General features: G+C 43.5%; 16 protein-coding genes. 12 read left to right on the top strand and 4 right to left on the bottom strand.

Annotated elements, in window-relative coordinates:
- Positions 1-29: 29 nt before the first annotated feature.
- From grpE to can, 3 genes are all read left to right on the top strand, one after another.
- Entirely contained in the window at positions 30-689 is a 660-nt protein-coding gene (grpE, locus tag DBZ36_RS14655; RefSeq protein ID WP_120355710.1) for a nucleotide exchange factor GrpE, read from the top strand.
- A 217-nt stretch (positions 690-906) separates the two neighbouring features.
- Positions 907-1,158 (top strand): DUF1289 domain-containing protein, encoded by a 252-nt coding sequence (locus DBZ36_RS14650; RefSeq protein ID WP_199711884.1) that lies wholly within the window; start codon positions 907-909, stop codon positions 1,156-1,158.
- A 23-nt stretch (positions 1,159-1,181) separates the two neighbouring features.
- Positions 1,182-1,790, top strand: coding sequence for a carbonate dehydratase (gene can, locus DBZ36_RS14645; protein WP_120355708.1), 609 nt, complete (start codon positions 1,182-1,184; stop codon positions 1,788-1,790).
- A 54-nt stretch (positions 1,791-1,844) separates the two neighbouring features.
- Here can and mutS read toward each other — a convergent pair whose 3' ends face one another.
- A complete protein-coding gene (gene mutS, locus DBZ36_RS14640) occupies positions 1,845-4,406 on the bottom strand; it encodes a DNA mismatch repair protein MutS (RefSeq protein ID WP_120355707.1) in 2,562 nt (853 codons plus the stop codon).
- Positions 4,407-4,924: 518 nt separating this feature from the next.
- Between mutS and cls the strand changes: the two genes are divergently transcribed.
- The 3 genes from cls to recA all read left to right on the top strand — a co-directional run bounded on the left by cls (position 4,925) and on the right by recA (position 8,317).
- A complete protein-coding gene (gene cls / locus DBZ36_RS14635; RefSeq protein WP_199711883.1) occupies positions 4,925-6,400 on the top strand; it encodes a cardiolipin synthase in 1,476 nt (491 codons plus the stop codon).
- 119 nt (positions 6,401-6,519) lie between these two features.
- A complete protein-coding gene (locus tag DBZ36_RS14630; protein ID WP_120355706.1) occupies positions 6,520-7,086 on the top strand; it encodes an HdeD family acid-resistance protein in 567 nt (188 codons plus the stop codon).
- Between the two features lie 193 nt (positions 7,087-7,279).
- Positions 7,280-8,317 carry a recombinase RecA gene (recA, locus tag DBZ36_RS14625; RefSeq protein ID WP_120355705.1) on the top strand — a complete coding sequence of 346 codons (1,038 nt, stop codon included), beginning with the start codon at positions 7,280-7,282 and terminating at the stop codon, positions 8,315-8,317.
- Positions 8,318-8,385: 68 nt separating this feature from the next.
- On the opposite strand, the gene DBZ36_RS14620 is transcribed toward recA, so the two are convergent.
- Positions 8,386-10,011, bottom strand: coding sequence for a methyl-accepting chemotaxis protein (locus tag DBZ36_RS14620; RefSeq protein WP_120355704.1), 1,626 nt, complete (start codon positions 10,009-10,011; stop codon positions 8,386-8,388).
- 325 nt (positions 10,012-10,336) lie between these two features.
- Positions 10,337-11,965 carry a methyl-accepting chemotaxis protein gene (locus DBZ36_RS14615; protein ID WP_120355703.1) on the bottom strand — a complete coding sequence of 543 codons (1,629 nt, stop codon included), beginning with the start codon at positions 11,963-11,965 and terminating at the stop codon, positions 10,337-10,339.
- Positions 11,966-12,223: 258 nt separating this feature from the next.
- On the opposite strand from DBZ36_RS14615, the gene DBZ36_RS14610 reads away from it, so the two are divergent.
- Positions 12,224-13,237 carry a C4-dicarboxylate TRAP transporter substrate-binding protein gene (locus DBZ36_RS14610; RefSeq protein ID WP_120355702.1) on the top strand — a complete coding sequence of 338 codons (1,014 nt, stop codon included), beginning with the start codon at positions 12,224-12,226 and terminating at the stop codon, positions 13,235-13,237.
- 52 nt (positions 13,238-13,289) lie between these two features.
- On the opposite strand, the gene DBZ36_RS14605 is transcribed toward DBZ36_RS14610, so the two are convergent.
- Positions 13,290-14,597 carry a dicarboxylate/amino acid:cation symporter gene (locus DBZ36_RS14605; RefSeq protein WP_120355701.1) on the bottom strand — a complete coding sequence of 436 codons (1,308 nt, stop codon included), beginning with the start codon at positions 14,595-14,597 and terminating at the stop codon, positions 13,290-13,292.
- A 305-nt stretch (positions 14,598-14,902) separates the two neighbouring features.
- On the opposite strand from DBZ36_RS14605, the gene dnaK reads away from it, so the two are divergent.
- The 5 genes from dnaK to DBZ36_RS14580 all read left to right on the top strand — a co-directional run bounded on the left by dnaK (position 14,903) and on the right by DBZ36_RS14580 (position 20,636).
- A complete protein-coding gene (dnaK, locus tag DBZ36_RS14600; RefSeq protein ID WP_120355700.1) occupies positions 14,903-16,819 on the top strand; it encodes a molecular chaperone DnaK in 1,917 nt (638 codons plus the stop codon).
- A gap of 103 nt (positions 16,820-16,922) precedes the next feature.
- Positions 16,923-18,053 carry a molecular chaperone DnaJ gene (gene dnaJ, locus DBZ36_RS14595; RefSeq protein ID WP_120355699.1) on the top strand — a complete coding sequence of 377 codons (1,131 nt, stop codon included), beginning with the start codon at positions 16,923-16,925 and terminating at the stop codon, positions 18,051-18,053.
- Between the two features lie 414 nt (positions 18,054-18,467).
- Positions 18,468-18,974 (top strand): GNAT family N-acetyltransferase, encoded by a 507-nt coding sequence (locus tag DBZ36_RS14590; RefSeq protein ID WP_120355698.1) that lies wholly within the window; start codon positions 18,468-18,470, stop codon positions 18,972-18,974.
- 10 nt (positions 18,975-18,984) lie between these two features.
- On the top strand, positions 18,985-19,344 hold the full coding sequence (locus DBZ36_RS14585; protein ID WP_120355697.1) for a VOC family protein: 360 nt from the start codon (positions 18,985-18,987) through the stop codon (positions 19,342-19,344).
- Positions 19,341-20,636: a hypothetical protein gene (locus DBZ36_RS14580; RefSeq protein WP_120355696.1), complete on the top strand. Its 1,296-nt coding sequence runs from the start codon at positions 19,341-19,343 to the stop codon at positions 20,634-20,636. Before DBZ36_RS14585 ends, DBZ36_RS14580 begins: the two co-directional genes overlap by 4 nt.
- Positions 20,637-20,638 lie beyond the last annotated feature (2 nt).

Raw genomic sequence — 20,638 nt, 5'->3', positions numbered from 1 at the left:
AAATGACATTATTTAGACGGAGACTTTGTATGAGCGAGCCGACCAAACCGGAAGCTAGCCAAAACCCAGACCTTGAAAATGGCCATGTTGAGCTAAATGCAGAACAGGCTGAAGCAGCGGCGAAAGCTGATGTTGAGCAAGAAATTGAACAAGAGCTAGCAGAGCAGCAAGCGCAAACTGGTGAAGGCGAGGGCCTGACTGTCGCTCAACTACTAGAGCAATTGGAAGCTGAGAAAGCTAAAGTTGCTGAACAACAAGACGGCGTTGTTCGTGCTAAGGCTGAAGTAGAAAACATGCGTCGACGCGCTGCTATGGATGTAGAAAAGGCGCATAAGTTTGCCCTCGAGCGTTTTGCGAATGAACTTCTTCCCGTCGTGGACAACATGGAACTTGCGCTGCAACATGCAAACCATGAAGACGAAGCACTAAAGCCAATGATTGAAGGCGTTGAATTAACCCTCAAAACGCTACTCAGCGCGATTGAGAAAAATGGTTTGGAAATTTTTGAGCCTCTAAATGAAGCCTTCGATCCTGCGCGCCACCAAGCTATGGGAATGCAAGAAGTTGAAGGTGTTGCTCCCAATACTGTTATCGCGGTAATGCAAAAAGGTTATGAATTGAATGGCCGTTTGATTCGCCCCGCAATGGTAATGATATCTAAAGCAGCGTCAGTTGATACTTCTGCTTAAATCTGCCTACCAATACTAATTAGCCAGCCTTTGAGCTGGCTTTTTTGTGCCGATCAGTTGTTACGCTTTGGCGGGTTATTTTATAGAAAAAGTCCTCGCTAGGCTGCTAGCGCGAACGTTTAATCAAAAGCGCTGCTCTGATGAGATGATCGCTACTTGAGCTTAAGTCACTTCGCAGTTACTCTGGCTAATATCAGTAGCTTAGGTAATATCTATTGTGGAGCAACTTGAGTTTTTCGAAATCCCGAGCCCGTGCCGAGGCATTTGCCAAAGCAATGAACGTGGCTTGTGTTTAGGCTGTTTTCGCAGCCGGGACGAGAGATTCTTATGGCAAAAGTTTAATAACGCTCAACGAAGTCATGTTATTCGATTAAGTAAGCAGCGACGTTATCGCTGGTATAAGAAACATCATCTTAAGCCCAGCGAGGATATTGAATCATTACCGAATCAATCTGAATTGCCGTTTTAGTTTTTATGTGAGAACCAATCTAGATGTGTAAATTAGACAATTTGTTAGAAAACAACCGTTCGTGGGCCGCTAAGCTCAAGCAACAACAACCCGAATTTTTTGAAAACCTCAGTCAGCAGCAAAATCCTAAATATCTTTGGATTGGTTGTAGTGATAGTCGGGTACCTGCGAATCAGATTGCAGGGTTAGCACCCGGTGAAATTTTTGTCCATCGAAATATTGCTAATGTCGTCGTGCACACGGATTTGAATTGCCTATCGGTAATTGAATATGCGGTTAAGGTTCTTAAAGTTGAGCACATAATTGTTACTGGGCATTATGGCTGTGGTGGTGTAAGAGCCGCTATGGGCAAAGAGCCCTTAGGTTTAATCGACAACTGGTTGCGTCATATTCGGGATGTGTATCGTTTTCATAAAGAAGAGTTAGTTGCGATAGAAGACGAGAACGCAAGAATGGATCGATTGTGCGAGCTTAATGTTGAAGAGCAAGTTAAAAATGTGGCGCACACAAGTATTGTGCGCAAAGCGTGGAGTGAAGGTCAGAAATTGTCTGTTCATGGTTGTGTCTATTCACTAAAAGATGGTTTGCTAAGAAACTTGAACATTAGTGATGATGGAACTTCAGCCGCGTAAGCAATTAGTATATACAACAAAAAGGGCTCAATGGAGCCCTTTTTAATGCCTAATTTACAGTTGAGCTTTTAGTTCGAACAGTAACTCAAGTGCTTGTCGCGGGCTCAAGTTATCAGGATCTATCGATTCAAGCTTAGTGACTAGCGGGTGTTCAATTACTGAGCTACTTGGTGCTAACTGCTGGTTGTTAACCGCGTTCTCTGTTTGTTGGCTTTCCAGCATCTGAAGTTTTTGCTTGGCCTCTTCAATAACCGATTTTGGGATCCCTGCTAGCGCTGCAACTTGTAATCCAAAGCTTTTACTTGCTGCACCATCATTCACTTGGTGCATAAACGCTATCGTATCGTTGTGTTCCACCGCATCTAAATGAACGTTATGTATACCCGCTTGATCAGCAAGTTGTGTCATCTCAAAATAATGGGTGGCGAAAAGGCAAAGACAATCAATTTTTTGCAGTTGCTTCGCTACAGCCCAAGCTAAGGACATACCGTCAAAGGTACTGGTGCCGCGTCCTATTTCATCCATCAATACCAAGCTTTTATTGCTGGCATTATGTAAGATATTTGCTGTTTCAGTCATTTCAACCATAAAGGTTGAACGACCGCTAGCTAAGTCATCCTGTGCTCCAATACGGGTAAAAATGCGGTCAATTGGACCAATGGTAAGCGCTTGGGCTGGTACAAAACTACCGACATAGGCCAGTAGTGTGATAAGAGCTGCTTGGCGCATATAGGTAGACTTACCGCCCATATTTGGCCCCGTGACTATGAGCAGTCGACGCTCGTCGTTAAAGCGGAGAGGATTGGCGATAAAAACAGCGTCGCTAACTTGTTCGATTACTGGGTGGCGTCCGTCAACGATCTCAATTTTCGACTCACTACAAAATTGTGGTCTGCAATAGTTTAGTTGCTGCGCGCGTTGTGCAAAGTTGACTAAAACGTCAAGCTCACTCAGGGCTGCCGCGCTGAGTTGTAAGGCCGCTAGGCTAGGTTGAAACAGCTCTAATAACTGTTCATAGAGTCGCTTCTCAAGCGCCAGCGCTTTGCTTTGGCTGGTCAGCACTTTGTCTTCAAGCTCTTTAAGTTCAGGAATTATATAGCGTTCCATGTTCTTCAAGGTTTGCCGACGCACGTAATGGATAGGTACTTGCTCAGAGTAAAGTCGGCTTACTTCTATGTAAAACCCATGAACCCGGTTGTAGCCAATTTTTAGCCCACTGATGCCTGTGCTATCGCGCTCGCGCTGCTCTATATCGGTGAGTAAATCTGTGGCCCCACTGCTAAGTGAGCGAAGTTCGTCAAGTTCAGAATTATAACCCGGAGCAATAACACCACCATCGCGAATTAGCACCGGTGGATTATCTATTAAGGCTTTGTTGAGCAACGCCGACAATTCAGGGTAGAGTGAAATATCAGCTCGTAGCGATATTAACTCGCTGCATCCGTATTCAAGTAAAGGCGCTAAACGAGGCAGGGCAGCAAAGGCGTTTTGCAATCGACTTAAGTCGCGAGGGCGCGCACTTCGAATTGCTAACCTGGCAATGACGCGTTCGATGTCCCCAATGGGCTTTAACTGTTCTTGCAAAGCCTCGCTGTCGAGTTGTTCCATAATGCATGCCACCATATTTTGGCGGGTCAGAACTTTATGCTGATCGCGCAGGGGCTGGTGAAGCCATCGTCCTAGTAGGCGACTTCCCATGGCTGTTGAGCAACGATCGATTACGGCACTAAGGGTGTTACTATGACCCCCGGCTAAATTCTGAGTGATTTCCAAGTTTTTGCGACTAGCGGCATCAAGTTGAACATATTGCTGCTGTTGTTGAACAACAATTTTTTGAATGTGAGGTAAGGCGGTGCGCTGCGTGTCATGTACGTATTGCATCAAACAACCGGCTGCCGCTAAGCCAAGCGGGTGGGCGCTCACGCCGAAGCCGTCTAAGTGGTCGGTTGAAAACTGACGCTTCAGAGCATCACTTGCACTTTCGATATCGAATTCCCAATCACCGCGACGGCGTAAGCCTTTGTAGGGGCTCAGAAAGTGACTGTATTCGAAACTATCGGGGTAGAGGATCTCAGCTGGATTTAGACGTTGAAGCTCGCCAGCTAGCTGTTGCTCGCCTTCGACCTCTAGCAAAACGAATGCACCGCTATTGATATCTAGATAAGCGATGCCAAATATTTGCTCATGATTGCAAACGCTGACTAAAAGGTTCTCACGCCGTTCGTCAAGCAATGCTTCGTCGCTAACAGTGCCGGGTGTCACAATTCGTACTACTTTGCGCTCAACTGGGCCTTTACTTGTAGCTGGGTCGCCAATTTGTTCACAAATAGCAACGGACTCACCCATCTGAACCAATCGAGATAAGTAGTTTTCAACTGCATGATAAGGAACGCCGGCCATTGGTATAGGAGTGCCGGCTGTGGATCCTCGTTTGGTCAAAGAGATATCGAGTAGTTCCGAGGCGCGCTTGGCATCGTCAAAAAACAATTCATAGAAGTCGCCCATGCGATAAAACAGCAAAATTTCGGGGTGTTCTGATTTCAAGCGTAAGTATTGGCGCATCATTGGTGTGTGTTCTTGTTTGCTTGCGCTTGTTTTTATAGAAGTATTTTTCATCACTATACTATTGTTAATGGTTGTCAGAGTTATTGACCGAGTATCTCGTTGCTGTTGTAAGCAAGTGAAAATCCGATGAATAGCGAATTTTTAGCAGCAAAGTGTAGCATTATTTAAAGGGGATATTACGTCCTTGATTACGAGAACTATGTCCTTAGTTAGCGAATAATAGCAACGCTGGTGTTAACTCAATGCCTTTAACTTGTTGCTAGCTTTTTCTTGGGTTTAGTTGCAAGGTGAAGAGGGAATTTTCTCTTCGCTGTTTGTAAGCATTACCCATGAAAGTCTGGTTCGACAAATGGCAGTAATTTTCGCTTCACTAAGCAGCTGTTGATTGTCGTAGAAGCAATTGAGCCTATTGATTCTATTAGCCAATGTAGTGAGGTTCAGGTAGTTATAGTATTGCATTCATAAATTGAGCTTAGTCAAGAAAAAATGTAAGTAAGGTGCTAACGTAATTTTATGGGGTTATCAGTTACCCATCTGGCATCAAGAAAGCTTCAGATTAAAGGATTAATATGAGCTATTTTAGCAAGTTAGAATCTAAACATGGGCGGACGAAACCTAAACGCGGCAGAGGTTTGATCGCTTTTTTTATCACGCTATTTTATCTTGCTGGAATAGCATCCGCAGTGCATGCCGTGATGACAGCCCGCACAGCTACCGGCGCTGTAGCATGGTCAGTTTCTTTGGTATCTTTTCCTTTCATTGCCGTTCCAGCCTATTTATATCTGGGAAGAAATAAGTTTGAGGGTTATGTAGATGCTTTTGAAGAAAATGCCGATGAGCTTGACGCATTGATAGCTAATTTTCGTAACGACCTTGAACCATGGAATGTTGATGGGAATGAAGGAGCTTCGATTTATAAAGCAGTAAGTCAGCTCGCTGAAATGGACTTAACCCGGGGTAACAGTGCAGAGCTGCTAATTAATGGAAACGCAACCTTCGATAGTATTCTTGCAGGCGTATCCCAAGCCAAAGACTACGTACTTTTCCAGTTTTATATGATTCATGATGATAGTTTGGGACGGCGTGTACAACAAGCCCTTATAGAGCGCGCTAAAGCAGGTGTGCGTGTCTATGTGCTTTATGATGAAATTGGTAGTAGTGGTTTAACTCAAAGCTATATTGATGAGCTAACTCAAGCTGGTGTTGAAGTTAGTTCCTTCAAGCCGACACAGGGCTCACGGAATCGTTTTCAAGTTAATTTTCGTAACCACCGGAAAATGGTGGTTGTTGATGGGACAAGCGCGTGGATTGGTGGGCACAATGTTGGTGATGAATACTTAGGTTTGGACTCAGAGTTTAGTCCCTGGCGGGATACTCATGTCAAGCTACAAGGACCCACGGTTATTCAATTACAGGCGGTAATCGTTTCAGATTGGTATTGGGCAACGCGCTCGATACCAGAATTAAATTGGAAGCCTACAGCAGCGCCAAATGCTGACCTTAAGGCTATGATTATTCCTTTCTCCCCAACAAAAAGATTGGAAACTGCGGGATTGTTCTTTGTATCGGCTCTGCATTCGGCCAAAGATAGAATTTGGATCTCGGCACCCTATTTTGTGCCGGATGAAGCGGTGCTAAAAGCGCTTGAACTCGCAGCTTTGCGGGGCGTAGACGTTAGAATCATCACAACTGGCAAGCCCGATAGTCTGCCCGTCTATTTAGCCGGTTTTTATTATTTCAATCAGCTGCGCGACTTAGGAATCAAATTTTATGCCTATCAGCCCGGTTTTTTGCATGAGAAAGTTATGCTGGTTGACAACAAGTATTCGACAGTAGGCACGCCTAACTTTGACAATCGTTCGTTTCGCTTAAACTTCGAAGTAACTGCTTTAATCATGGACCAAGGTTTCGCACAAGAAATGGAAAAAATGTTTGAAGACGATTTTGCACACTCGATAGAACTCAACCCGAGCGATTTTGACGAGAAACCGTTTTATTGGTGGTTTGGGGTTAATTTGTCCCGATTAGCATCTCCGGTACTTTGATGTGGTCCAACCGATTGCCATGTAAACCCGATAATAGTCGTACGAAATTCACTTGTGAAATCACAAAGTGGATGGAGATCAACAAATAACTAACTGATACTGAAGAGAAAGGAATAATTATGTCACAAGAGCTGAGCGCGATAGATTCCACCTTCCTACGGGAAGTAAAAAAGAACACTGGGCTTACAATTGCAGTAAGTATACTCGTTATACTTATGGGCATTTTTGCAATGGGTTCCCCCTTAGTTGCCGGTGTCTCGTTGGCGATTGCTGTAGGATTTATATTGATCTTTAGCGGTATAGCGCAGCTATTTTTTTCAGTTAAAGTTCGTGCTGGCATTGTTAGTATCATCTTGTCGATTCTTACCATAATTGCAGGTGGGTACATGGTAAGTAATCCAGGTGTTGCGCTTGCGTCGATGACGATTGTTTTGGCTATATACTTAGTGATAACTGGTGTGTTTGAAGCCGTGATGGCGTTTCAGATTAAGCCTAGTAAAGGCTGGGTTTGGGCATTGTTTAATGGCCTTATTTCGGTACTACTGGGTGCTATGATTTGGAGTCAATTCCCGGTGTCGGGTGTATGGAGCATCGGGACCTTGATAGGCATTAAACTATTTTTCACAGGATGGACATTATTGATGTTTGGTTTAAGTGCGAGAACGGTCGTAAACACCCAACTTTAAACGACCCATTTGGATTCCAGCATATTCGAAAAAGGCACTTGATACTGTATGAATTAACAGTATACTGTGTTTTACGAATTGCTGGTAGCAAGCTCCATATAATTAAGTTTAACTTGCTACGATCAAGACTACAGAATTTAGGGCTAAGTCGGACTTTAGCCGCAGTGAATAAAGATAAAATGGGTGATCAGGAATGAACGACAATAAGCAAAAAGCGCTTGCCGCGGCTTTAGGCCAAATCGAGAAACAGTTTGGTAAAGGCTCAATTATGAAATTGGGTGATAACCGCACGATGGATATTGAAACCATATCCACTGGTTCATTGTCGTTAGACGTTGCGATTGGTGCTGGCGGGCTACCTATGGGACGTATTGTTGAAATATACGGCCCAGAGTCATCGGGTAAGACAACCCTAACCTTAGAAGCGATTGCTTGTGCTCAAAAAGCGGGTAAAACATGTGCTTTCATTGATGCAGAACACGCTCTAGACCCTATTTATGCCCAAAAATTGGGTGTAAACATTGATGAATTGCTTTGTTCACAACCCGACACCGGCGAACAAGCTCTAGAGATTGTTGACGCCTTAGCACGCTCGGGCGCTGTCGATATGATTGTAGTCGATTCGGTAGCCGCGCTTACCCCAAAAGCTGAAATTGAAGGCGACATGGGTGACAGTCACATGGGTTTGCAAGCACGTATGCTTAGCCAAGCAATGCGTAAGTTGACTGGTAACCTTAAGCAGTCCAACTGTATGTGTGTTTTCATTAACCAAATCCGTATGAAAATTGGCGTGATGTTTGGTAATCCTGAAACAACTACCGGTGGTAACGCACTTAAGTTTTATGCCTCAGTCCGCTTAGATATCCGCCGTATTGGTGCTGTTAAAGACGGCGACGAAGTCGTAGGTAATGAAACTCGTATTAAAGTCGTTAAAAACAAAATTGCTGCGCCATTTAAACAGGCTGAAATCCAGATTCTGTATAACCAAGGTTTCAACCGCATGGGCGAGTTGGTTGACTTAGGCGTGAAGCATAACTTAGTTGAGAAAGCTGGTGCTTGGTATAGCTATAAAGGTAGTAAAATTGGGCAAGGTAAAGCCAATTCTTGTAAGTTCTTGAGCGATAACCCAAGTATTGCTGATGAGTTAGATACGCTGCTGCGAGATATGCTGTTAAAACCAGCGGTGCTAATGACAGAAGAAGAAATTAATGACAAGGCTGAAGCTAAATAAGCCTAGCATTGGTTTGGACTAGATAAAAAAGCCATCGAAAGATGGCTTTTTTGTGGAAAATAAACGGTCTAAAATTGAAACTTTTGGTTTTGCTGTTTTAGAAGCGCTGAATATTCTTCCATTTTTATTGCCAATCGTGAATTGTTTTGTGCGGCTGTTGATGTTTGTTCACTACTACTACGAAGCGCGATCACATTCTCGTTTATTTCGTTTGTCACTTGGTTCTGTTGCTCTGCGGCAACTGAATTTTGGTGACTACGCTCTTCCAACTCGCTCATCAATTTAGCGATTTTATGAATTGCTTCGATATTTTCTCCGGTACTTAGTTGCTGTTTCTTTATTCCTTCAACACTACTTTCTATTTGCTTGTCAACTTGGTTGGCCGAGCTCTCTAGCTTATCAATCATTGCCATAATTTGTTGCGTTGCTTCTTGCGCGCGACCGGCTAGGTTACGCACCTCATCAGCAACGACTGCAAAACCTCGTCCATGAGTACCAGCTCTAGCTGCTTCAATGGCGGCATTAAGAGCAAGTAGGTTGGTTTGTTCAGATATGGAGTTAATGACATCGACTATTGTGCCAATATTTTGAGTGCTATGACTTAGTTCGACAACAGAAGCTTGTGAGTCACTAATTTGTTGGCTCAGTTGGCTTAACTGTTTTGAGTTGGACTCTATCGCTGTACTGATGTCGCAAGCTAAGACCGCGGTTTGAGAACTAATATCTGCAGCATCGGTAGTGTTAGCGGCAACTTCTGCGACTGAGCTGTTCATTTGAGTGATCGCACTCGCAATACTATCGATATCTATAAATTGCTGGTTAGCAACTTGAGTTGATGTTTTTGAAGCGTCAGAAATACTCTGGCTAACTTGCCCTAAGTTCTCTTGGCTATTTGCAAGCTCGTTCAGTAGATCAATGGTGTTTAGTCGCATTTTTTCTAGGTTATCAATTAACACGCTAATATCGTTATTGCCCTCGTCTAAAAGAGGGCGGCTGTAATTGCCTTGACGAAATTCGAATATACTGTTTGATGCGGACTCTAGTTGACGTGTAATAAATCGGATTGACGGTATAACTAGCATCGAAGCAGTCAATAATAATCCAACAATAATTATTATTCTGGTTATCATTTCGCGCTTCATTTCTGTTTCAATCTGCTCGATAGAATTTCCACTTCCTATGACCCATTCCCATTGTGGAAACTTTTTAACATAACTTAATTTAGCATTGGATTGCTTAGTAATAGGGTTGATAAAGTGATATTCAACTGATCCCTCACCACTGCGGTTGATCACATCCATCATCTCGCGCCAATGAAGTTTCCCATTCGCATCTTTGGCCGATGACATGTTGCTACCGATACTACTTTCTCGAAGTGGATGCGCTAATAGCTTTAAGTCCAAATCATTAACCCAAAAATATTGATCGTTTAAGTAGCGTAGTTCGGTAATCGCTTTTAAGGCTTGGGTTTGAGCTTGCTCACGACCAATTTCAAGTTCTTTGCTCTGAAAGTATTTGACTAAGCTAAAGGCGATATCAATATTACCTTTAAGGGTGTTTTCGGCAGTCTCATACATTTGGATTCTTTTCTGCGATAAGTTGATTATGGCCTGTGCTGTGGCAAAAAATGTGACCAGTAGGCCTATGCCTATGAATAGCTGATGTAAACGAACCGTCTTAAAAATCTTCGGCATGGGTCTCTCCTTGTTTATGTATGGCTTGGCACCTGGAGGTAATTAAAATTACCTTACGCATTCTTGTGGGATTTATATGGGGTAAAAAAAAGTACAGTATCACTAACAGCAGTAATTGCTCAAGTTTTGGTTGTGGGATATCTTTATCTGAGTTTGCCTATCGACTAAGGCGGTGATATTGAAGTCTTATTAGATTCTTCTGTTTTTTTGGGGGGACATTAGGAATGATGTTTATTGATTGTCGGTGGTAAATACTCGCTTTAGGGGCACGCGATTCTAATGCACAAAAACCATCGTTGTGATGGCTTTTGTGTTAGATATAAAGCTAATTAAATTGGAATTTTCTAGTCTGCAGCTCTAATTGCTCGGCACAACGATTAAGTTGTTCGGCCAATTCGTTGTTTCGATTTGCACTTTGGGCGGATACTTCGCTACCGCTGCGCAGGGCAACTACACTCTGATTGATTTCATTACTGACTACGTTTTGCTGTTCAGCTGCAACTGAGTTTTGATGGCTACGCTGTTCCAAATCATCCATGAGAGAGGTGATTTCTTGAATAGCTATAATGCTGGCATCGGTATCTTTTTGTTGATTTTGGATACCACTGACGCTGGTTTCAATTTGTTGGTCTACCTTTCCAGCCAGTTGTTGTAGGTTGTGAATCATCGTCATGATTTCTTGAGTTGCTTCCTTTGTGCGTCCTGCAAGGTTACGTACTTCATCAGCAACCACGGCAAACCCGCGCCCGTGAGCACCTGCTCGTGCAGCTTCAATAGCAGCGTTGAGGGCCAGCAAATTAGTTTGCTCAGAGATCGAATTAATAACGTCAACAATTGTACCAATTTGTTGGCTGCTTTCACTTAATTGCATAACTGAAGCTTGTGACTCGCCAATCTGCAAACTTAATTGCTCAGATTGCTTTGCGTTCTTTTGCATTGATTGATTGATGTGGTTTGCGTTATTCGATGTTTGTGCACTTATCTGCGCCACTTTGTCGGTATTCATGGCCACTTCAGCAATTGAGCTGGTCATTTGCGTCATAGCACTGGCAATACCGTCGATATCTAGGAATTGTTGACTAGCTGCTGCATCCGTCTGTTTGGCTCCCGTTGAAATTGAAGCACTAACGTGCGTCAGCTGGCTTTGATTCTGCGAAAGCTTTTGTAGTAATTCGACCATTGATTTGCGCATTGCTTCTAGATTATGCCCAAGCTCACTGAGGTCATTATTCCCTTCCACCTTAACCTGCGTATCGTAATTTCCTTGACTGAATAATTGGATACTATCTGACGCAGCACTTAGTTGTCGTTTCATTAGGCGAGTGATAGGGATTAAAATCAATAAGCCAATCGTTAACATAGAAAGAGTGAAAATGAGTTTGGTCATGATTTCTTGTCGAACGGCAGCTTCTATATGGTCGATATACACACCCGTTCCAATGATCCAATCCCAGCCCGGAACCTTTTTCACATAAGACATCTTCGACTTCGGGCTTTCTAAACTTGCATGCATAAAGCGGTATTCAACACTGCCTTCGCCATTTTTATTTGCTACGTCAAGCATTGCTTGCCAATGGGCTTTACCGTCGGCGTCAACGCTACTCCGCATGTTCTTGCCAATATTCTCTGGGCGAAGCGGATGCATTAACAAGTTCAGCTGGGTGTCGTTTATCCAAAAGTACTCGTTACCTTGATAACGTAGGTCGGCGACGGCTTCAATTGCGAGTGCTTGCGCATTTTCTATACCAATATCATTTTCCATAGCTTGGTAATGACTGACTAAGCTAATGGCGACGTCGATTGTGGCTTGCAGAGAACTATCGGCACTGCTATAGAGTTGCTGACGGGTTTGGCGAATGTCCATACTTGCTTGTAGCAAACTTAGGCCGACGACCATCACACCCAAACCACTAAAGAGTTGGCTGAGGCGGATCGATTTGAGTAAATTAAGCATTGTTTTATTAGGCTCCAGTATTTCAAGTCGCGCAAATTATCATTGATCGACTTCTGCTTCAAAACAGTCACTGTTACTATTTTGAACGTTTTAGATTTCGGCAATTAATTTAGATTTTGGAGCCTATTTTTAATGTTTTTTAGTTCGCCATTGAGACTTTAGTCTTAAAAAGCACATAAAACTGTTAACGGTAAGGGGTGTTTTTGTAAGTGTGATGTTAAGGTGATTTCGAGCTTAATTAAAATACAAGGAACGTAGATGAAACAGCATAAATTGGTGAAGCCTTTACTGGTCGGTTCGGTACTGTTTAGTTTTGTTGCCGCGGAGTCTGCTATTGCAGCAACCGAATGGAATGTTTCACTTTGGGGAAAACGCCGCGCTTTTACAGAACATGTTGAAAAATTAGCAGAAGTTGTAGAGCAAAAAAGCAATGGGGAGTTTAAGTTAAGTATTTCCTACGGTGGTTTGTCAAAAAACAAAGAAAACCTAGACGGAATTTCATTTGGAGCCTTTGAAATGGCACAGTTTTGTGCTGGCTACCATCGCGACAAAAACCCTAGCATTACCGTGCTTGAACTTCCATTCTTGGGTGTTCAGTCCTTGGAGCAAGAAATTGCGCTAAGCCAAAGTATTTATCAACATCCTGCAGTTGTGAAAGATCTAGCGCGTTGGAATGCAACGTTATTAATGCCTAGCCCACTGCCGCAATACAATATTGCTGGGGTAGGAGATGCACCTAAGTCAATGGCGGATTTTGAAGGTATACGAGTGCGTGCAACCGGTGGTATCGGAGAAGCGATGTCAGCTGTCGGAGCCGTACCGACATCAATGTCAGCTACCGAGGTTCGTCAAAGCTTGGATGCTGGTGTAATTGGTGCAGTAGCGTTTGCACCCCATGCTCATATGGCTTTTGGCACGGTTGAGACCGCCAAATGGTGGACGACTAACCTAAACCCAGGTACCGTGAATTGCCCTGTTGTTGTTAATACCGACGCGCTTAACGAGCTCAGTGATGCTAATCGCAAAATTTTGTTAGATGCAGTCGCACCAGCTTTACAGCATTACGTTGATTACTATAACGATAAGACAATGTCTGCTTGGGGACCTAAGCTTGACGAGAAAGGTATTGAACGCATTAGTTTCAGCGACGCTGAGTTAGCGCAGTTCCGCGAAACCGTTGCTGGTCCAGCTAAACAAGCTTGGATTGAGGATATGACGGCCAAAGGCTTACCTGCTCAAGAGCTGGTAAGTTTGGTTGAATCCCAGCTATAAGCACAAGAAAACGGCAACCGAGGTTGCCGTTTTTGTCTATTGGGGTCATCAATTAAGCGTGTTCGTGAGGTAGCTCCACTTGCTCGTCTTTTAAACCTGCGTCTTTATTGTTATACACCTCTAAATCCAAATCACCTTCAGATTTAGCTACCACGGTAGTCACCATGCTATCACCTGTAATGTTGACAGCTGTACGCACCATATCTAGTAATCGGTCTACCCCAATAATGAGCGCTATCCCTTCGACTGGCAAACCAACTTGCTGCAGTACCATGGCTAGCGTGATTAGACCCACACCAGGTACACCAGCAGTCCCCACGGATGCAAGCGTTGCCGTTACAATAACCATTAGGAAATCGCCAGCACTTAGATCAATGCCATAAACTGTGGCAATAAATATCGTGGCAACACCCTGCATGATCGAGGTGCCATCCATATTGATGGTGGCCCCAAGCGGGACAGTAAATGATGCGGTCGAATTTCTAACACCGAGTTTATGAGTTGCGGTTTCCATAGTGACTGGAATTGTTGCATTGGATGATGCAGTACTAAATGCAAATACAATGGCTTCGCGCATTTTTCGAAGAAAAATAAATGGATTAAGCCCGCCCAGGGTCCGCAATATCAGTGGGTACACAACCAGCGCATGGATCAGCAATACTGAAAGCACGACCATAAAATAACTGAATAAGCTTGCTATAGCATCAAAGCCCATTTGGTAAAAGAGTTTGGCGAGTAAACAAAAAACACCGTAGGGTGCAACGTTCATCAACAAGGTGACAAGCTTCATGATGACTTCATTTAAATCCTGGAAGAAGCTTGCAACGCGTTTCCCGGCATCACCGGTAATAGCCAATGAAATCCCGAACAGCAATGAGAAAACGATGATTTGTAACATGTTTCCTTTTGCCATCGATTCAATTGGGTTGCTAGGGAATAGATCGATGACCACTTGGCTTAGTGAAGGGGCCTCTTTAGCATTAAAGGTTACATCAGCCGCAAGCTCCATACCTGTGCCGGGGCGTATCAAAAGTGCAACAGCCATTGCTAGCGAAATCGCGATTGCAGTAGTGACCAAGTAGAGTAATAAGGTTTTACCACCCAACCTTCCTAAGCGAGCCGTGTCTTTCATCGAAGAAACACCGCACACTAGTGATACAAATACTAAAGGTACAACGAGCATTTTTAGGCTGGCTACAAAGATGCTTCCACCAATGTGAAATAGGCCATCAATTAAATAGTGTTGAATAAATAACGACGAGCCACTAAGCATCTGCAGTACTGTGCCTAGTAGTATCCCGCTGACCATACCTATCAAAATACGATGGGTTAGCGTCAACTTCTTGTTCGAGCTTGGCATATGTTTCCCTATCTAAAATGTGGAGGCCGGATATTATCACGCAAAATATAGCTTTTATTGATTTAACTTATGCTTTACCCCAAAAATACCTAATGTATCAATGTTTTGTACTATTTTTGAGCTATTTTGTGGTTTTAAATGTCGAGGTGTGAATGCCAGTATCTAAGTTAGAGCGTATTCAGAAGTACAAAAATTATTTGCATTCGATGAAAAAGTAAAAAAAATTGCTTGAAATCGCTTTGCCTGTCCCCACTTTAGTTATCAACAAGAAATAATAACCATAGACAAATTTGGAGAAGACCATTATGGGTAAGATTATTGGCATTGATTTAGGTACTACTAACTCATGTGTAGCGGTACTCGACGGTGATACCCCTAAGGTAATTGAAAACGCTGAAGGCGATCGTACTACTCCCTCGATCATTGCATATACAGATGATGGCGAAACTTTGGTTGGCCAACCTGCGAAGCGTCAAGCGGTTACCAACCCAACGAATACAGTTTACGCAATTAAGCGTTTAATTGGTCGTCGTTTTGAAGATGAAGAAGTACAGCGTGATATTGAAATCATGCCATTTAAAATCATTAAAGCTGACAACGGTGACGCTTGGGTAGAAACTCGCGGCGACAAAAAAGCACCACCACAGATTTCTGCTGAAATTCTAAAGAAAATGAAGAAAACAGCAGAAGACTATCTTGGTGAGAAAGTAACTGATGCGGTTATTACTGTACCTGCTTACTTCAATGACTCACAACGTCAAGCAACCAAAGACGCGGGTAAAATTGCAGGTCTAAATGTTAAGCGTATTATTAACGAGCCAACAGCTGCTGCATTTGCTTATGGCGTTAATAACACAAGCGGTGACAACGTCGTTGCAGTATATGACTTAGGTGGTGGTACTTTTGATATCTCAATCATTGAAATTGATGAAGTTGATGGTGAAAAAACTTTCGAAGTATTAGCAACTAACGGTGATACTCACCTCGGTGGTGAAGACTTTGATAACCGTCTAATTAACTATTTAGTTGCTGAGTTTAAGAAAGAGCAAGGCTTTGATCTGAAAACAGATCCTTTGGCTATGCAACGTCTAAAAGAAGCCGCTGAGAAAGCTAAAATTGAGTTGTCTTCAGCTCAACAAACAGATGTGAACCTTCCGTATATTACGGCTGACGCCTCTGGACCTAAACACCTTAATATTAAAGTATCACGCGCTAAACTTGAGTCTTTAGTTGAAGACCTAGTCCAGCAATCGCTTGAGCCTTTACGTGTTGCACTACAAGATGCTGACCTGTCGGTTGGTGATGTTGATGATATCATTTTGGTTGGTGGTCAAACACGTATGCCAATGGTTCAAAAAGCAGTGACTGACTTCTTTGGTAAAGAAGCTCGTAAAGACGTAAACCCTGATGAAGCAGTGGCAATGGGTGCTGCAATTCAAGGTGGTGTACTTTCAGGCGAGAAAACTGACGTATTGCTACTTGACGTAACTCCGCTATCGCTTGGTATTGAAACCATGGGTGGCGTGATGACCAAAGTTGTTGATAAGAACACTACTATCCCAACTAAGGGTTCACAGGTATTCTCAACGGCTGAAGACAACCAAAGTGCAGTAACAGTTCACGTGATTCAAGGTGAACGTAAACGCGCAGCAGACAACAAATCTTTGGGTCAGTTTAACCTAGAAGGGATTCGTCCTGCTCAACGTGGTATTCCACAAATTGAAGTTGTTTTTGACCTAGATGCCGACGGTATCTTGCATGTATCGGCTAAAGATAAAGATACAGCTAAAGAGCAGAAAATTACTATCCAAGCTTCGTCTGGTTTGTCGGATGAAGAAATCAGCAAAATGGTTTCTGATGCTGAAGCAAATGCTGAAGAAGACAAAAAATTCGAAGAGTTGGTTCAAACTCGCAACCAAGCTGACGCACTAGTACATGGTACTCGTAAGCAGATTGAAGAAGCGGGCGATGCACTACCTGAAGATGAGAAAACTAAAATCGAAGCTGCAGTTAGCGCATTAGAAGACGCTGTACGTGAAGATGATAAAGACGATATCGATGCTAAAACACAAGCCTTGATTGAAGCCTCTCAGAAATTGATGGAAGTTGCACAACAACAGCAACAAGCGCAATCAGCTGGCGGCGAATCTGCCCCGGCAGAAGAAGCTGCTGACGACGTTGTTGACGCTGAGTTTGAAGAAGTTAAAGACGATAAAAAATAATCGTTAAAACAAGTACAAACTAAGTAAAACGGGCGTTGTTTTTAAGCAACGCCCGTCTGTGTATCCAGAACTGGATTAATACCTCGATTACAGAAAGCTAACTATGTCAAAACAAGATTTTTATGAAGCGCTTGGTCTAAGCAAGAGTGCCGACGAACGCGAAATCAAAAAGGCTTACAAGCGTCTTGCAATGAAGTATCACCCTGATCGTACTAAAGGTGATAAAGCTGCAGAAGAAAAATTTAAGCAAGTGAAAGAGGCTTATGAAGTCTTAAGTAATCCGCAGAAAAAAGCAGCTTATGACCAATACGGACACGCAGGTGTAGATCCTAACCGTGGCGGTGGTGGCGGAGCACAAGACTTTGGCGATGTATTTGGCGATGTATTTGGAGACATTTTTGGTGGCGGCCGTGGTGGCGGTGGACGTCGTCAAGCACAGCGTGGTGCAGATCTTCGCTATAATATGGAGCTCACCCTTGAACAAGCCGTTAGAGGTGTTAAGCAAGAAATTAGCGTTCCGACTCTAGTTCATTGTGAACAGTGTAATGGTAGTGGTGCTAAAAAAGGCTCGAAACCTGTTAGTTGTGGCACTTGCCATGGTCAAGGCCAAGTACAAATGCGTCAGGGTTTCTTTGCAGTTCAACAAGCCTGTCCTACGTGTCACGGACGCGGTTCAACAATTAAAGATCCTTGCCACAAATGTCACGGTGAAGGACGTTATGAGCGCACTAAAACTCTGTCAGTCACCATTCCCCCAGGCGTTGATACTGGCGATCGTATTCGTTTGTCTGGTGAAGGTGAAGCGGGTGAAAACGGAGCGGGTTCTGGCGACTTATATGTGCAAGTTCATGTAAAAGATCACCCAATCTTCCAACGCGAACAAAACAATTTGTATTGCGAAGTTCCGATTAGCTTTTCGCTGTCGGCACTTGGTGGCGAGATTGAAGTACCAACCCTTGATGGACGCGTAAGTCTCAAAGTGCCAAGTGAAACCCAAACCGGTCGTATGTTCCGTATGCGCGGTAAAGGTGTTAAATCAGTGCGTAGTGGTGCGACTGGCGACCTAATCTGTAAGGTTATTGTAGAGACTCCGGTCAATCTTAATGATGAACAGCGAGAAATGCTGCGCTCACTTGAGGAAAGCTTTGGTGGCCATTCAAGTAAAAAACATAAGCCTAAATCAGAGGGTTTCTTTGATGGGGTTAAAAAGTTTTTTGATGACCTAACCAGCTAGTGAGTTGGGGATAAAAGAAGCGGCTTTAGCCGCTTTTTTTGTGTCTGGGATCCATTAAAATCATAAGTGTATTCAAGGGTGTTCGTGATAGGTTTGCTTATCCCATTGCGATTATTAGTTGATCGTCATTAATCGTATAGCAATGCTTAGGGCTAGGAAATATCGCAGTTGCTAGTTGAGCTAATGACACCCTTTTTGACGTTGCGACAAGTGAAGGTTGTCGACGAAGCTGATTTAATATTTAGTAGGATTAGTCTCCTATTGCCTCTAACACTTGTAAAGGCGCCGCGGGCTTAGCTTTAATTTCATAGATTTCAGCACTAATGATTGTTGAAGTGACCATTGGTATTACTAATGGGTAGAGGTATGATGCTATTAAGTTTTTAGTACGCTACGCATAGTAAAAGGAAGCTTATGTCTGAACTTCAGTTTCGACAGGGTCGAGATAGCGATCTGAGCGCTATCAACGTCTTGTACAACCATTTTGTAGCAAACAGTGTCGCTTTATTTGAAACCAAGGCCTGGGATATGCATCGCCGAGAGCAGTGGTTTGATAGCTTTACTCAGCGGCCTGAGCTCTATCAGTTGTGGGTTGCATACGAAGGTCCAAAGCTCGTTGGTTTTGCCTATAATGGTGCCTTTAAAGCTAAACCTGCTTACGACAGTTCTAGTGAAATCACGGTTTATGTGGATCCAGAGTATCACGGACAACGGATTGCTAAGCAGCTATACCTAAAGCTCTTCGAAGGTATAAATAAAAGCGAAATTCATCGAGTGTATGCGCTAGTAGTTACTCCCAATGCGGCTTCGGAACGATTACATGAGGTGTTTGGTTTTCATCGGGCTGGCTTATTGCATCAATCGGGCTTTAAATTCGGCGCGTTTCACGATGTAATCATTTACGAAAAACGTATGGTCTAGGGAGATAACAATGCATCAAGATAAATCAATTAACTATTTAGAGTTTGCATCGAAGGACTTAGATAAAACCAAAGCCTTCTTTCATACAGTTTTTAATTGGATATTTACCGATTATGGGCCTGAGTATACGGCCTTTAAATCCACAACCATGGAAGGTGGTTTTTATGCCGCAGAAGTAAGCTCCACAACAGCTACAGGCGCATGCCTAGTTGTTTTCTATGCTAAATCATTGCTAGAAACACAACAGGCTATCGTGACTGCTGGCGGCATTATAAGCCAAGAAATATTTAGTTTTCCAGGTGGGTTTCGCTTTCATTTTATTGACCCCACAGGAAATGAATTTGCAGTTTGGTCAGAACAGCAAGCTTGATTCCTCTCAAATTTTTGGTGCGTGAAATACCGCAGCGCCAAGCACTAGTCGGACGCTTAGTATTAGCTTGCTGGGCGATACAAATCTTTACATCGCTATTGTCACTAACGAATTTCTTAGCAACCATTTGTGCCTGGTTAGTTATCGTTTTTGCGTGGCCTATTCTCGGCTCTTCGGCTAAAAAGCAGGCAATAGTATTGAGTGGAGTGGGGCTGCTATGCTTAGCCCTAGCACTAATGCGTGGTGCAGACCCTGACATCTACAGTCTGTTTTCGAGTAATCTAGCCTTGCTGGCCATGCTCAGTGCGGTAACATTTTTAGCTCTGGCGAATGTAGAGCAGTCCGATGAAATCTTACCACGGGGTGAAAAAGGCTTTTGGTCCACTTTCGCTAGTGCGCACTTTCTTGGTGCTGTTATCAACTTGTCTGTGGTTTTAGTCATTGGCGATAGATTGCAACGCGCCGGTAAGTTGAGCGATGAGCAAACTATGCTGCTTATTCGCTTTTATTGCGCCGCTGCATTTTGGTCACCGTTTTTCATTGCGTCAGGTGTAGCGCTCACTTATGCACCTGGTTCGCAATGGCTTGATATTGCCTTACCCGGATTCTTGTTAGTTCTGCCGGTTTTATTGTTGTCTCGTTGGCAAATGCGCGGCCCAGATCTGAACCAGTATCAAGGGTTCCCGTTGCAACGAAATAGCTTGTTTATGCCGATGACTTTGGCATTAGCCGTCGTTGTTGGACATGCTTACTTTGATAAGGTTTCGATGTTGACGCTTATTTCTTGTTTAGCACCGATGGCTGCGATTAGTTTTGCGCGCAGACCACGGCGAACGAAACTTAAAAGCTTTGTCGATGAGCGCTTGGGTAACTTATCTAGCCAATACGTTGTGTTTTTGGCCGCGGGTCTATTCTCTGGTGGGATCAGCGCCTTATTGAGTACTTTTGCGGTTAGTGAGCTTATTAATACCACCGAATTCTCTCAGTTGCATTTTGCGGTGGCTAGTTTGTGCATGTTACTGATTGGTGTATTGGGGATTCACCCTGTGATTAGCATCGCTTTGGCGAGTCCCATTTTGCTAGAAATGAATGCTGAAGCTGCTCAAATGGCTTTTTTGTTTCTAAGTGTTTGGGGGACAGCAACCGCCTGCAGTCCATTATCGGGGATAGGCCTCACCATGGTTGGACGTTATCAAGTTCCACCGAAAAAAATCATTCGACTGCAATTGCCATTTTTATTGACGATGTGGCTCAGCGCCATAGCAATGAACGGGTGGTTTTTCTCAAATTAGTG

Origin of the sequence: Alginatibacterium sediminis, assembly GCF_003610775.1 — a bacterium.
Classification (GTDB): domain Bacteria; phylum Pseudomonadota; class Gammaproteobacteria; order Enterobacterales; family Celerinatantimonadaceae; genus Alginatibacterium; species Alginatibacterium sediminis.
Note: the sequence above shows the minus strand (reverse complement) of the source record. Positions and strands in the feature narration are given on the sequence as shown.